At 62.2% G+C, this 13,235-nt stretch carries 11 protein-coding genes; 6 read left to right on the top strand and 5 right to left on the bottom strand.

Translation table 11 applies throughout. The features are described 5' to 3' along the window. Nucleotides 1-6: 6 nt before the first annotated feature. Complete coding sequence (locus C3E99_RS06800) at nucleotides 7-1,056, bottom strand: substrate-binding domain-containing protein (protein WP_076075584.1); 1,050 nt, start codon at nucleotides 1,054-1,056, stop codon at nucleotides 7-9. Between the two features lie 204 nt (nucleotides 1,057-1,260). Here C3E99_RS06800 and C3E99_RS19680 point away from each other — a divergent pair, with 204 nt between their 5' ends. From C3E99_RS19680 to C3E99_RS19685, 3 genes are read left to right on the top strand one after another with little or no spacing between them, the layout of a single operon-like run. Continuing rightward, a complete protein-coding gene (locus C3E99_RS19680) occupies nucleotides 1,261-1,737 on the top strand; it encodes a P-loop ATPase, Sll1717 family (protein ID WP_158682168.1) in 477 nt (158 codons plus the stop codon). A gap of 36 nt (nucleotides 1,738-1,773) precedes the next feature. Then, nucleotides 1,774-2,688: an IS1595 family transposase gene (locus tag C3E99_RS06805; protein WP_104959575.1), complete on the top strand. Its 915-nt coding sequence runs from the start codon at nucleotides 1,774-1,776 to the stop codon at nucleotides 2,686-2,688. Beyond that, nucleotides 2,685-2,855 (top strand): hypothetical protein, encoded by a 171-nt coding sequence (locus C3E99_RS19685; protein WP_156878228.1) that lies wholly within the window; start codon nucleotides 2,685-2,687, stop codon nucleotides 2,853-2,855. Before C3E99_RS06805 ends, C3E99_RS19685 begins: the two co-directional genes overlap by 4 nt. A 335-nt stretch (nucleotides 2,856-3,190) precedes the next feature. Here the strand turns inward: C3E99_RS19685 and C3E99_RS06810 are convergent, their stop codons facing one another. Next, nucleotides 3,191-3,847: a hypothetical protein gene (locus C3E99_RS06810; RefSeq protein WP_158682169.1), complete on the bottom strand. Its 657-nt coding sequence runs from the start codon at nucleotides 3,845-3,847 to the stop codon at nucleotides 3,191-3,193. Between the two features lie 57 nt (nucleotides 3,848-3,904). Here C3E99_RS06810 and C3E99_RS19690 point away from each other — a divergent pair, with 57 nt between their 5' ends. Then, on the top strand, nucleotides 3,905-4,996 hold the full coding sequence (locus tag C3E99_RS19690; RefSeq protein WP_158682170.1) for a P-loop ATPase, Sll1717 family: 1,092 nt from the start codon (nucleotides 3,905-3,907) through the stop codon (nucleotides 4,994-4,996). A gap of 327 nt (nucleotides 4,997-5,323) precedes the next feature. On the opposite strand, the gene uvrA is transcribed toward C3E99_RS19690, so the two are convergent. Continuing rightward, on the bottom strand, nucleotides 5,324-8,314 hold the full coding sequence (gene uvrA, locus C3E99_RS06820; RefSeq protein WP_104959577.1) for an excinuclease ABC subunit UvrA: 2,991 nt from the start codon (nucleotides 8,312-8,314) through the stop codon (nucleotides 5,324-5,326). 179 nt (nucleotides 8,315-8,493) lie between these two features. Between uvrA and C3E99_RS06825 the strand changes: the two genes are divergently transcribed. Further along, entirely contained in the window at nucleotides 8,494-10,599 is a 2,106-nt protein-coding gene (locus tag C3E99_RS06825; RefSeq protein ID WP_234002628.1) for a M13 family metallopeptidase, read from the top strand. 116 nt (nucleotides 10,600-10,715) lie between these two features. Further along, on the top strand, nucleotides 10,716-11,123 hold the full coding sequence (locus tag C3E99_RS06830) for a hypothetical protein (protein WP_158682172.1): 408 nt from the start codon (nucleotides 10,716-10,718) through the stop codon (nucleotides 11,121-11,123). A gap of 198 nt (nucleotides 11,124-11,321) precedes the next feature. Here C3E99_RS06830 and C3E99_RS06835 read toward each other — a convergent pair whose 3' ends face one another. Next, nucleotides 11,322-12,056, bottom strand: a complete 735-nt coding sequence (locus C3E99_RS06835) for a LytR/AlgR family response regulator transcription factor (protein WP_076077876.1) — start codon at nucleotides 12,054-12,056, stop codon at nucleotides 11,322-11,324. Next, on the bottom strand, nucleotides 12,056-13,228 hold the full coding sequence (locus tag C3E99_RS06840) for a sensor histidine kinase (RefSeq protein WP_067110166.1): 1,173 nt from the start codon (nucleotides 13,226-13,228) through the stop codon (nucleotides 12,056-12,058). Before C3E99_RS06840 ends, C3E99_RS06835 begins: the two co-directional genes overlap by 1 nt. Between the last annotated feature and the right edge of the window lie 7 nt (nucleotides 13,229-13,235).

Here is a 13,235-nt window from a genome sequence, read left to right on the forward strand (position 1 = left end):
AGAAGCTTATTTCAGCACCGACCCGTCGAGCGGCGTCATCGCCTTCGCCGCCGCGTTGGCCGCATCCGCCACCGCCTTCGGCGACACGATCAGCCCCTTTGGCGCCAGATAGCCGCCTTCGGCGCCGCCCTTCAGGATTTCGGCGACATACCCGGCCAGGCCGGGCACCACACCGACGTGCGCCTTCTTGACGTAGATGAACAACGGCCGCGATCCGGGATAGCTGCCGTCGGCGATCGTCGCATAGGTCGGCGACACGCCCTGCACCGGCACCGCCTTGATCTTGTCCTTGTTGGCATCAAGGTAGGAAAAGCCGAAGATACCCAGGCTGCTCGGGTTCTTGTCGAGCTTCGAGATGATCAAATTGTCGTTCTCGCCCTGCTCGACATAGAAGGGCGCGCCGCGCAGGCCGGTGCAGACCGCTTCATGCTTGTCCTTGTCGCTGTCCTTCAGCGCCTTCATCGCGGGGTCGGCGTCGCAGCCCTTGCCCATGATCAGTTCTTTGAACGCGTCATAGGTGCCGCTGGTCGACGGCGGACCGAAGACCGAGATGCCGACCGCGGGGAGGGCGGGGTTGACGTCCTTCCACGTCTTCGCAGTGTTCGGCTTGCCATAGGGATTGGCGGCGAGCGCCTTGTAGACGTCTTCCTCGGTCAGCTTGAAACCGGGGCCGCGCGCCGCTTCGCCCAGCGCGATGCCGTCGATGCCGATCTGGATTTCGACGATGTCCTTGACGCCGTTCGCGGCGCAGCTGTCGAATTCCTTCTTCTTGATCCGGCGCGAGGCGTTGGCGATATCGGGCGTGTCGCCGCCGACGCCCTGGCAGAAGCGCTCGAAACCGCCGCCGGTGCCGGTCGAGTCGATCTTCGGCACCTTGTTGCCGGTCGCCTCGGCGAATTTCTCGCCCGCCGCGGTGGCAAAGGGATAGACGGTGGAGGAGCCGACCGCGCTGATATAATCGCGCGCGCCGCCGCCCGATGCCGCCTGATCCTGACAAGCGGACAGCGCCAGCGCGCAGGTCGCGGCGCCGATGGCAAGGGCAAATGTCTTGGCCATGGAAAAATCCTGTCGGGAGTCGCTATCCAACCAAGCCGCCACCCCCGAGGGCGACTCGCTGAGCCGCCAATGGGGGTTCTGTGTGACGTGTTTGTGACAGGGAGTGTCATGGAAGTGTCATGGAGTGTTTGGCCTTCTTGTCCTGATCATTCGTTCGGGCTAACCTTCGTTAACTACTGCCACTGGTGATTTTGGAGATTTGACTTGGAGCGGCTAGACTTATTGAAATCTTTGTCTTTCGGTTCGCAGGTGGCCGAAGATGAAGTTGCCAAGCTTCAAGAGTACTTCGTTCAAACAGACCAATGGAATCGGATAGAGCGTGGCGATATCGACATTGTCAGGGGTGAAAAAGGTGCTGGAAAAAGCGCGCTGTATCTTCTTCTCGATAAGAGGAAGGATGCACTTTTTGATCGAGGTGTTTTAATAGTTAGCGGTGAGAACCCTAGGGGTGCCACCGTTTTCAAAGACCTTATTGCTGATCCTCCGGCAACGGAACGCGAGTTTATCGTTCTTTGGAAACTGTATATACTTTCTTTGATCGCACATGAAATGCGCAGCTTTGACATTTCGACGGCAGATGCTCGCAGCGTCTACGGCGCGCTAGAAGAAGCAGGTCTTCTTGAGCGAGAGCTCAATTTGGGGCCTATATACTTGTGTGACCCATTGACTTGGGTCAATTAAACACCTATAACAGCGTCATCGACACGGAGAACCGCGATGACGACGACTTTCAACAGCCTGCTCCAGATGATGCAAGCCATCCCCGACGAACAGGCGGCGATTGACCATTTCACCGGCATCCGGTGGAAAAACGGCGCGTTCTGTCCTCATTGCCAATCGACCAAAGTCTATCATTTCTCCGACGGCAAAACGCACAAGTGCGGCGACTGCCGCAAGCGGTTTTCCATCCGTGTCGGCACCATCTTTGAGGATAGCAAATTGCCGCTCCGCACTTGGATGCTGGCGATCTGGCTTATCACGTCCCACAAGAAGGGCATCGCCAGCACCCAGCTGGCGAAGGATTTGGGGATCACGCAAAAGAGCGCGTGGTTCGTCACCCATCGCCTTCGTCATGCGATCCGCACCCAATCGTTCAATCGCCCGCTAGCTGGCGAGGTCGAGGCCGACGAGACTTTCATAGGCGGCAAAGAGAAGAACAAGCACGCTTGGCAGCGCACCGGCGGCAAGCAGGGCGGCAAGGGCAAGATTGCGGTGCTGGGCATCCTAGAGCGCGACGGTGAACTTCGCACCGGCACCACCCCCACGCTGTCGGCCCGCAATGTGCAGAGCGTCATTCGCAGCCAAGTCGAGCCGGGTTCGGCCCTGATGACCGACGAGCATGGTTCTTTCGTCGGCCTTGGTCGCGATTACAGCCACCATCGCGTCAATCATTCGGCGGGCGAATATGTCCGCCACTTCTGCCTTCACACGAACGGCATCGAAAGCGTGTGGGCGCTGTTCAAGCGCCAGATTGTCGGCACCCATCATTGGCTTTCGCCGAAGCACATTAACGCCTACCTTGGCGAAATGACGTGGCGCTTCAATCTCCGCTCGATCGACGAAGGCGACCGCGTGAACGCGCTCCTGTCGCAGACCAATGGCCGCTTGACCTACAAGGCGCTGATCGCATGACCGGCCAGCGCGAGCGGCCCTTGGGGCTGGACATGCCATTTGGTGAGGCACTGGAGCGGTTCATAGGGACCGATCCCAAAGAGCTGCCCGATAAGGTGAAGCTGACACGAAAAAAGCCCCCGCCGAAGCGGGGGCCAGGTGACGAAACCGAAGCCGAGCAACCTTAGCTACTGGGTGCGGAAGTGGGCGCGGACGTATTCAACACGTCCGAACCTGATGCGGAAATACGCTTGGATATAGACCATCGGTCCCTCCATCGCATGATGTGGGTTGCATCCGGGTCCGATTGGTGCGACTGTTTGATTGCTTAGATCGGTCGCTTCGGCACCGGCACGAAAGGTCACCCGCGAGGGTGGCCTTTTTCGTTTCTGCTAGATCATGGTCCCATGTTTCGCTCCATCGGTTGCCCGGCTTTCCGGGTTGATGGAGCAAATCTGCCGTTCGCGAATTGCGCGGTCAATTTGCGCGGCAATTGCGCGGCATTTAAGCGGAATTTATCCGCCTAATTGCCAGTTTTCTTGGTTTTTCCGGGGGTTTTCGGCCCCTGAATTGCGCGGAATATCACGCGGAAATTGTCGCGAGATATGGATTTGTCGGGAAAAAAGAGCTGCGCTTTTTCGTGCGCCCAGTCTTGTGAAGCCTCTGGCCACCCAGCGACAATCGCCGCTGCGAACCGCCTTGCCTCGGCATCCGACAACGGACTGGACGGAGGCTTTTGCTCTCTTGGCTCGCCGTCCGTCGAGGCGCCGGAATCTCGAAGGATCGTGTCTATCCCCGCCGGGTCGAGGCGGATGCCAAAGCATTCGATGGGATAGCGGTTATCCGTTCTGTAAGGGTCAATCGGGCGGGTGAGCGTATGGGTCCCGCTCTTCCAGAAATTCTCATACTCTTTCGGTTCGCTATTAGTCTTCCAGAGGAATGCACCGAGCTTTCCGTATTCCCGCACTTCAACAGAGCCTTTTCCATACCAATTGGCCGTTCTTGCAACGCAAAGTAGCGCGCCACCGCACAATCGCTGGTAAATCTCCCTCCGAGCACCGAAGTCATCCAAAAATGGCTGTAGTTTTTGGATCGCAATACGCGGCTGAACCCAGCGCTCATACTGCGAAGCGCTGATCGGTTCGATGTCGCTATGCTTGCTCGAATCGCCCCCTGCCATTGGCCGATATTGCCGCATTCGGATCGTGGGTCAAACAGGTATATAGGCCCCCTCAATTTGGCGGGTTTGCTCCGAAGTACGCAGAGCTTTGCTCGAAGGCTGCTGGGAATCACGGCTCTTGAAGGCGGCCTGAATATCGATGCGATTACGGGGCTCCCGACAGGCGTCGTGGGAAAGATTTCGCTAGCAGAGCCTTCCGGTGAACTTCGCAGCGCAGGTATAAATTCCATCGATGGCATGTTTGAGAAGCTCAACAAGGCTTTGGCAGAGCGGAAGCTAACGATCTGGGTATTGCTTGATCGGCTCGATGTCGCCTTTGCTGACAGCCATGAATTAGAAGCGAATGCCATCAGGGCGCTGATTAGAGCTTATAGCGATCTGAATGCTTTTGATCGTATAAGCCTAAAAATTTTTCTGCGCGAAGACATTTGGAAAAGAGTAACGGATGCAGGTTTTCGGGAAGCAAGCCACATAGTTCGCTATGAGGTGATGCAATGGACTGCTCCCATGCTCCTAAATCTTATTATGCGGAGATTATTGAGTAATGATGTTATTTGTGATGAATATGGATTAGACAGGGATGAAATCCTATCTTCTGCCGATAGGCAGAAGGAGGTATTCGACAAGGTTTTCCCGCTCCAAGTCGATCAAGGCTCAAGGAAGGCGGCGACCTTTGATTGGATGGTGGGACGATGTGCGGATGCTTCGGGAAATACGGCTCCTCGCGAGTTGATTCATCTTTTAAATTGTTTGAGAGATGAAGAGATTCGGCGTCTGGAGAGAGGCGAAAACCCGGCGCCTGATCTACAGATTTTTGACCGATCGGTGTTCAAGCAGGCACTACCCCGAGTTTCTGAAACTCGGCTCAATACGTATCTTTTTGCGGAGTATCCCGACGAACGGCCGTTTCTGGAAAAATTGAGGGGAGAAAAAACAGAGCAAACTCCAGAAAGCCTTTCTTCGATTTGGGGAATGACCCGTGACGAGGCCATCACCAAGGCACAGGTTCTAGTAGATTTGGGATTTTTTCAGGTAAGAGGAACTCGCTTGGAACCGACGTATTGGGTTCCCTTCTTGTATCGCGATGCTCTGCAGTTGGTTCAGGGTCGGGCAGGCGGCAGTATGAGTGAGGACGAAGAAGACGCATGATCCTCATCACCGGCCACATCATCCTCAGCCCCGAGCATCGCGACCGCATGATTGCACTCGGCGCTGAACATAGCGCGCGGTCGCGGAGGGAGGCTGGGTGTCTGGCGCATCATTGCCATGTCTGCGCAGTCTCTCGCCCGAACCGCCCGTGATCCGCATCTACGCTGCCGAGGATATCACCGCGAAGCTGATGGGCTGAGATTTCCTCCCCTCCCGCTTGCGGGAGGGGCAGCGAGACTTGCGAGCTTGCTCGCTAGGCGCAGCGGGGTGGGCCACTGCAACGTCGCTGCCCACCCCCGGCCCCTCCCGCGAGCGGGAGGGGAGTCATCATTTCCCCAGCAGCGGCGCCAGATACTGCCCGGTGAAGCTGCGCTTCTCCTTCACCACCTGTTCGGGCGTGCCCGCGGCGACGATTTCGCCGCCCTTGACGCCGCCTTCGGGGCCGAGGTCGACGATCCAGTCGGCGGTCTTGATGACGTCGAGGTTATGCTCGATCACCACCACGCTGTTGCCCTGATCGACCAGCGCCTGCAGCACCTCGAGCAGCTTGCGGACATCCTCGAAATGCAGTCCCGTCGTCGGTTCGTCGAGGATGTAGAGCGTCTGCCCGGTCGAGCGCCGCGACAATTCCTTCGCCAGCTTCACCCGCTGCGCCTCGCCGCCCGACAGCGTCGTCGCCTGCTGCCCGACCTTGATATAGCCGAGGCCGACGCGGACGAGCATCGCCATCTTGTCGCGGATCGCTGGCACCGCCTTGAAGAATTCCGCCGCATCCTCGACCGTCATGTCGAGCACGTCGGCGATGCTCTTGCCCTTGAACTTCACCTCCAGCGTTTCGCGATTGTAGCGTTTGCCGCCGCACGTCTCGCACGTCACATAGACGTCGGGCAGGAAGTGCATCTCGATCTTGATCAGCCCGTCGCCGGTGCAGGTCTCGCAGCGCCCGCCCTTGACGTTGAAGCTGAAGCGGCCGGGCTTGTAGCCGCGCGCCTGCGCCTCCGGCAGCCCCGCGAACCAGTCGCGGATCACGGTGAAGGCGCCGGTATAGGTCGCGGGGTTCGAGCGCGGGGTGCGGCCGATCGGCGACTGGTCGATGTCGATCACCTTGTCGCAATGTTCGAGCCCCGACAGGCTGTCGTGCGGTCCGGCGACCATGCGGGCGCCGTTCAGCGTGCGCGCCGCGCTGGCATAGAGCGTGTCGATGACGAGGCTCGACTTACCGCTGCCCGACAGCCCGGTGACGCAGGTGAAGGTGCCGAGCGGAATCTTCGCGGTGACGTTCCGCAGATTGTTCGCGCGCGCGCCCTTCAGCACCAGGTCGAAGCCGTTGCCGGGGCGGCGATGCGGCGGCACCTCGATCCGGCGCGCGCCGGTCAGATAGGCGGCGGTCAGGCTCTTCTCGTTCGCCAGCACCTGTTCCAGCGTGCCCTCGGCGACCACCTCGCCGCCATGAACGCCGGCGCCGGGCCCCATGTCGACGATATGGTCGGCGGTGCGGATCGCATCCTCGTCATGCTCGACGACGATCACCGTGTTGCCGAGGTTGCGCAGCCGCTTGAGCGTCGCGAGCAACCGGTCGTTGTCGCGCTGGTGGAGGCCGATCGACGGTTCGTCGAGGACGTAGAGGACGCCCGACAGCCCGCTGCCGATCTGGCTGGCGAGGCGGATGCGCTGGCTTTCGCCGCCCGACAGCGTGCCGCTGGTGCGGTTGAGGTTGAGATAGTCGAGCCCGACGTTGTTGAGGAAGCCGAGCCGCTCGTTGATCTCCTTGAGGATGGCCTTGGCGATCTGCTTCTGCTGCGCGTTCAATTTCGCTTCGAGCGTGCCGAACCAGTGGAGAGCGTCCGCAACCGACCGCCGCGCCGACTGGCTGATGTCCTCGCCCGCGACCTTCACCGCGAGCGGTTCGGGGCGCAGGCGCGCGCCGTGGCAGGTCTCGCAGGGCTGCGCGGTCTGATATTTGCCGAGTTCCTCGCGCGTCCACGCGCTTTCGGTCTGGAGCATGCGGCGGTTGAGGTTGCCGATCACCCCCTCGAACGGCTTGTGCGTGGTATAGGTGCGCTTGCCGTCCCGGAAGGTCAGTTCGACCGGCTTGCCGCCGCTGCCGTAGAGGATGACGAGCTGCACCTCGCCGGGCAGGTCCTGCCACGGCGTTTCGAGGCTGAACCCATAGGCTTTGCCGAGGCTTTCGAGCACCTGCATATAATAAGGGGAGGGCGGGTTCGATTTCGCCCACGGCACGACCGCGCCCTTCTTGAGGCTGAGCGCGTGGTTGGGGACGACAAGGTCGGGATCGAATTCGAGCCGCTCGCCCAACCCGTCGCATGCGGGGCAGGCGCCCTGCGGCGCGTTGAAGCTGAACAGGCGCGGTTCGATCTCGGCGATGGTGAAGCCCGAGACCGGGCAGGCGAATTTTTCGGAAAAGATGATGCGGTTGGGCGGTATTCCAACATTCTTCATCCCCGTTCGCCCTGAGCTTGTCGAAGGGCCGCCCTGTTCTTCGGAAGACAAGGACGGTGCTTCGACAAGCTCAGCACGAACGGACGAACTGGAATCCGTAGTCTTACCATTAGACGACTGGGCCTCCGCCACCGTCGTGTCCGCCAGATCGACATAGGCCAGCCCCTCGGCCAGCTTCAGCGCCGTCTCGAAGCTGTCGGCGAGCCGCGTCTCGATGCCCTCGCGCACCGCGATGCGATCGACGACGACCTCGATGTCATGCTTGTATTTCTTGTCGAGCGCGGGGGCATCCTCGATCGCGTGGAATTCGCCGTCGATGCGGACGCGGGTAAAGCCTTCCTTCTGCCACTGCGCCAGTTCCTTGCGATATTCGCCCTTGCGGCCCCGCACGACGGGGGCGAGCAGATAGGCGCGCGTGCCTTCGGGCAATTCCATCACGCGGTCGACCATCTGGCTGACCGTCTGCGCGCTGATCGGCTCGCCGGTGGCGGGCGAATAGGGGATGCCGACGCGCGCCCACAACAGGCGCATATAGTCGTATATTTCGGTGACCGTCGCGACGGTCGAGCGCGGGTTGCGGCTCGTCGTCTTCTGCTCGATGCTGATCGCCGGCGACAGCCCGTCGATATGCTCGACGTCGGGTTTCTGCATCATCTCGAGGAACTGGCGCGCATAGGCGGACAGGCTCTCGACATAGCGCCGCTGCCCCTCGGCATAGATGGTGTCAAAGGCGAGGCTGGACTTGCCCGACCCGGAAAGGCCGGTGATGACGATCAGGCTGTCGCGCGGCAGGTCGACGTCGACGCCCTTGAGATTATGCTCGCGCGCGCCGCGCACCGAAATGTGGGTGAGACTCATGGGAGGGGTGTGTTCCAGATTTGTTCTCGACGCGCAAGAGGCGAGCGTCGCCTCTTAAATAGGAAGCGCGAAGGTGGCCCGCAATGCGACGATCGACGCGAACTTTCCACCAACCCGCCGAAGCTTTCGACCAATGTTCGCCCGCTCGCTTGACCCCCTGCCGCCAAGGGCGAACAAGCATGGCATATCCGCCGTCCGACCGCGACGGCGTGCGAAACGGGGAGAAGAAGATGAAGTCGATCCACATGGGGGCGGCGATGCTGGCGATGGCCGCGATGCTGGCGGGGATGCCGGCGCCGGCGCGCGATACGGCGGCGTCTGCCGCAGCGGCAGATGCGGACGCGGCGTCGCTTCGGGCGCTGACCTTCGGGGCGTGGGGCGTCGACCTGGCGGCGCGCGATCCGTCGGTGAAGCCGGGCGACGATTTCGACCGATATGCCAACGGCGGCTGGTCCGCGCGCACCGAGATTCCGGCCGACCAGCCGTCGGCGGGGGTCGATTACGACGTCTATAATCTGACCCAGCGCCAGCTCCGCCAACTGGTGACGGGCGCACCGGCGACCAGCCAACTCGGCGGCCTCTACCAGAGTTTCATGGACGAAGCGCGGATTGAGGCGCTGGGCCGCAAGCCGCTGATGGTCGACATCGCCAGGGTGCGGGCGATCGGGGACAAGAGCGCGATGACGCGCTTCATGGGGCAGTCGCAGGGCGCCTTCGGTTTCAGCGTCGTTTCCGGCGAGCCCTATGCCGACTCGGCCGATCCGACGACGAACGTGCTGTGGCTCGGCCAGAGCGGATTGGGACTGCCCGACCGCGAATATTATCTGTCGGACGATTTCCAGGCGCAGCGCGATGCCTATCGCGCCTATATCGTGCGGACGATGACGATGATCGGCGATCCGGCGCCCGAAAAGGCGGCGGATGCGATCCTGGCGTTCGAAACCGGAATCGCCCAGGCGAGCTGGCCGATCGCCGACCGCCGCGACCTCGGCAAGATCAACAACCCGATGTCGTCCGACGAACTGGCCGCCTATGCGCCCGGACTCGACTGGGCGGCCTGGTTCGCTGGCGCCGGGATCGCGCCGCAGAAGCGCATCATCGTCAACGAAAACACCGCCGTTCGCGACATCGCTGCTCTCTATGCGAAGACGCCGCTCGACACGATCAAGGCGTGGCAGCAGTTCCACGTCGCCGACAATGCGGCGAACTATCTGTCGAAGGACTGGGTCGACAGCCGGTTCGAATTCACCAAGGCGATGAGCGGTGTCGCGGAGTTGCGGCCGCGCTGGAAACGGGGCCTGCGGCTCGTCGACGGCAGCCTCGGCGAACTGGTCGGCGAAACCTATGCCCACGCCTATTTCCCGCCGAGCGCCAAGGCGGAAATGGAGAAGCTCGTCGCGAATCTGAAGCTGGCGATGGCCGACCGCATCCGCGCCAACGACTGGATGGCGCCCGCAACGAAGGAGGCGGCGCTCGCCAAGCTCGCACGGATGGACGTGATGGTCGGCTACCCCGACAAGTGGCGCGACTATTCGGGACTGAAGATCGATCCTGCCGACCTTTATGGCAATGTCGAACGCAGCGCCGCTTTCGAATATGCCTATCTGCTATCCGACCTCGGCAAGCCGGTCGATCGCAAGAAATGGGCGATGAACCCGCAGGAAGTGAACGCCTATAACGGCGGGCTGGAAAACAAGATCGTCTTTCCCGCCGGCATTCTTCAGGCGCCCTTCTTCAGCGAGTCCGTCGACGACGCGGTCAACTACGGCGCGATCGGGGCGGTGATCGGGCACGAGATCGTGCACGGCTTCGACGATCAGGGGCGCAAGATCGACGCCGAAGGCGCGGTGCGCGACTGGTGGACCGCCGAGGACGCCGCGCGCTTCGAGGCGCAGGCGAAAGGGTTCGGCGCGCAATATGCGACCTATGAGGCGGCACCGGGCGCCTTCATCAACCCCGAACTGACGATGGGAGAGAATATCGCCGACCTGGGCGGGCTGGAGATCGCCTATGACGCCTACCACCGCTCGTTGGGCGGTAAGGAGGCACCGGTGATCGACGGGCTAACCGGCGACCAGCGCTTCTTCCTCGCTTTCGCGCAGGCGTGGCGCAACAAGGCGCGCGACGATGCGATCAAGCAGCAGGTGGCGAGCGACGAACACAGCCCGTCACGCTGGCGCATCATCGGGCCGCTGCGCAACGTCGATGCCTGGTACAAGGCGTTCGATGTGCCGGCGGATGCGAAATATTATCTGAAGCCAGAGGCGCGGACACGGATCTGGTAGGTCGCGATCGGCGCGCCTGTGGCGGCCGTCCGCACCCGGGAACCGTCTGGGAACGGCTTCGCGGCGAAGGCGTTTGCACGGCAGGCAATCGCCGTTGCCGTGAAGGAGAAACTTCGATGACCAGGATGCTATTGGCCGCCACCGCCGCGCTGGCGCTGTTCGGAGCCGGGCAGGCTGCTGCCCAGACCGAACCCGACGCCGCCGACACGGCCGCTGCCGTCCAGACCAAACCCGACGGCACGACACCGGAAGAGCGTGCGAATACCGCGCGGCTCAACGCGGAACAGGCGGCGCGGGCGAAAGCCGAGAATGTCACCTATGAGCAGGAGGTAGCCGCCGCCGCTGCGCAGGAACAGGCGGAGCAGGAGAAATACGCCGCCGAAACCGCGGCCTACGAGGCGGAGAAGGCCCGCGTCGCGGCGATGGGCGCCGAGGAACGGATGCAGTGGGAAGCCGATGTCGCGGCCTGCAAGGCCGGTGACACCACGCGTTGCGCGCATCCATTGCCCGAACCGCAGCGCTGACATGAGGCGCTGATACGGACGCCGTTGGTCGATCGTCGGGCGACTTTCGTCGGTCCGTCGACCGGCCACAGGAGTCGATCGAAAGCGGGCCGAGAATCGCCGCACCGCGCGGCATGATGCGGATGTGGAACACGGAGGCGGCGGTCTGCCACGGTCCGGGCCTGCGTGTTCCGCTTCATGCCGGTGGCTATGGCGGGATCACCGCCCCTGCATGATCGCCTTGACGTCGTGCAGGTAAGTGCGACCGATGCGATGCAGCCCGCCTTCGCCCAGATCGACGCTCCACGCGCCGTCGCCATGATGCTTGAGCCCGACGATGCCGCCGCGGCGGACCATCTTCGATCGGTGGATGCGGATGAACTGATCGGGATTCATCCGTTCTTCGAGCGATTTGATCGTCTGGTGGATCAGCCAGCTCCGGCTGCCGACATGCAGGCGCATATAATCGCGCTCGGCTTCGATCAGGTCGACCTGCCCGGCGTCGATACGCAGCATCTCGCCGCGATTCTGGACCCAGAATTCGTTGATCCATCGGCTTTTGATGTCGTGGCTGTGGTCGGTCTGGCGCCATTCGCGCACGCGCGCGATCGCGCGGGCCAACCGGTCGGGAGACACGGGCTTGAGCAGATAATCGACTGCCGCGACATCGAAAGCGGCGACCGCATAACGGTCGAAGGCGGTGACGAAGACCACTGCCGGCGGGTTGTCGAGCTTGTCGATCACCGCCGCGACCTCGATGCCGTTGAGGTCCGGCATCGCGATGTCGCACAGCACGAGATCGGGCGCGAGCGCTTCGACCATACGCAGCGCAGAGGCGCCATCGCCCGCGGTGCCGACGAGCGCGATGCCGTCCTGCTGCCCGGCGAGAATCTGCAGCCGCTCGATCGCGAGCGGCTCATCGTCGACGATCAGGGTGCGCAGCGTCGGCGGCATCAGCATCCGTCCCGCGCCAGCGGCAGCCAGAGCGAGACGTAGAAGCCGCCCTTTCCGGACCGCCCCCACTCGCACCCCGCGACGGGTCCATAGCGCGTGATCAGCCGCTCGCGCACATTGCCGAGCCCAAGGCCGATCCCCGGATCGGGCGCGGGCGCCGCGGGGTCGACGTCATTCTCCACCCGCAGGATCAGCAGGCCGTAGTCGCTCGACACGGTGACGCGGATGCCGATGCGGCCCTTGCTGGGCGCGACGCCATATTTGATCGCATTTTCGATGACGGGCTGCAGGATCAGGACCGGGACGCACGCATTGCCGAGCGCGTCGGGTACGTCGACCGCGACCTGCAGCCGGTCGGGGAAACGCGCCTGTTCGATGTCGAGATAGAGACGCTGGAGCGCAATCTCCTCGTCGAGGCTGACCAATTGTTCGGGGTCGACCTCGAGGCTCGACCGCAGGAAGGAGGAGAGGTTCATGATCATCGCCTCCGCCTCGCTCTGCGAACCGCGCATGACGAGCGTCGACAAGGAATTGAGCGTGTTGAACAGGAAATGCGGGTTGACCTGATAGTGCAGCGCGCGAAGCTGCGCATTCTTCGCCTCGAGGCGATAGGCGTTGGCGCGCCGTTCGACCGCGCGCATCTCGTTCGCGTAGCCGAGCGCGACGTAGAGCGCGGCCCACACCGCGAAGAAGAAATACCAGCGGATCGAGCTGTCGAGGATGAGCACTAGTTCCCAGGCGATCGGATATTTGTCGTGCAGATCCTCGATGATCTTGGCCGTCTCGTCCGACGGAAACCAATAGAAGAAGACGAGCATGTTGATGCTCGCATAAAGGGCGACGAGCGGCACCGCCGCCCCCATCGCGACGGCGAGCCGCGCGCCGAAGCTGCGCGGCTGGACACGCTGGAGAAGTTGATAGAGCAGGAAGGTGCAGAGGATTCCGGCGACCACCACGATACCGCGTTGGTTGATGAAGGACCATTGCCCCGGCGCGCCGGTCAGCGCCGAAAGCCCCGTCGTGATCAGGAAATAGAGCAGCCACATCGCGATGATCGACCCGATGGCGACGCGCGGGTTGACGCGCGCGTCGGACGCACGCCAGTCGGGCGCCGCCGCAAGCATGCGCGCGCGCTGCTCGCGCATCGGGTCGGGGTGGCGGTCGCGGTTCATGGCGCCG

It is taken from the genome of Sphingopyxis sp. MG, assembly GCF_002953155.1.
In the GTDB taxonomy this organism is placed as follows: Bacteria; Pseudomonadota; Alphaproteobacteria; order Sphingomonadales; family Sphingomonadaceae; genus Sphingopyxis; species Sphingopyxis granuli.

Excerpts from the sequence above, each read along its gene's own strand:
- C3E99_RS06835 (WP_076077876.1), bottom strand. The coding sequence starts at position 12,056 with ATGCCGCCGACGCTGCGCACCCTGATCGTCGACGATGAGCCGCTCGCG.
- C3E99_RS06805 (WP_104959575.1), top strand. The coding sequence starts at position 1,774 with ATGACGACGACTTTCAACAGCCTGCTCCAGATGATGCAAGCCATCCCC.
- C3E99_RS06825 (WP_234002628.1), top strand. The coding sequence starts at position 8,494 with ATGGCATATCCGCCGTCCGACCGCGACGGCGTGCGAAACGGGGAGAAG.
- uvrA (WP_104959577.1), bottom strand. The coding sequence starts at position 8,314 with ATGAGTCTCACCCACATTTCGGTGCGCGGCGCGCGCGAGCATAATCTC.
- C3E99_RS06810 (WP_158682169.1), bottom strand. The coding sequence starts at position 3,847 with ATGGCAGGGGGCGATTCGAGCAAGCATAGCGACATCGAACCGATCAGC.
- C3E99_RS06840 (WP_067110166.1), bottom strand. The coding sequence starts at position 13,228 with ATGAACCGCGACCGCCACCCCGACCCGATGCGCGAGCAGCGCGCGCGC.
- C3E99_RS19685 (WP_156878228.1), top strand. The coding sequence starts at position 2,685 with ATGACCGGCCAGCGCGAGCGGCCCTTGGGGCTGGACATGCCATTTGGT.
- C3E99_RS06800 (WP_076075584.1), bottom strand. The coding sequence starts at position 1,056 with ATGGCCAAGACATTTGCCCTTGCCATCGGCGCCGCGACCTGCGCGCTG.
- C3E99_RS06830 (WP_158682172.1), top strand. The coding sequence starts at position 10,716 with ATGACCAGGATGCTATTGGCCGCCACCGCCGCGCTGGCGCTGTTCGGA.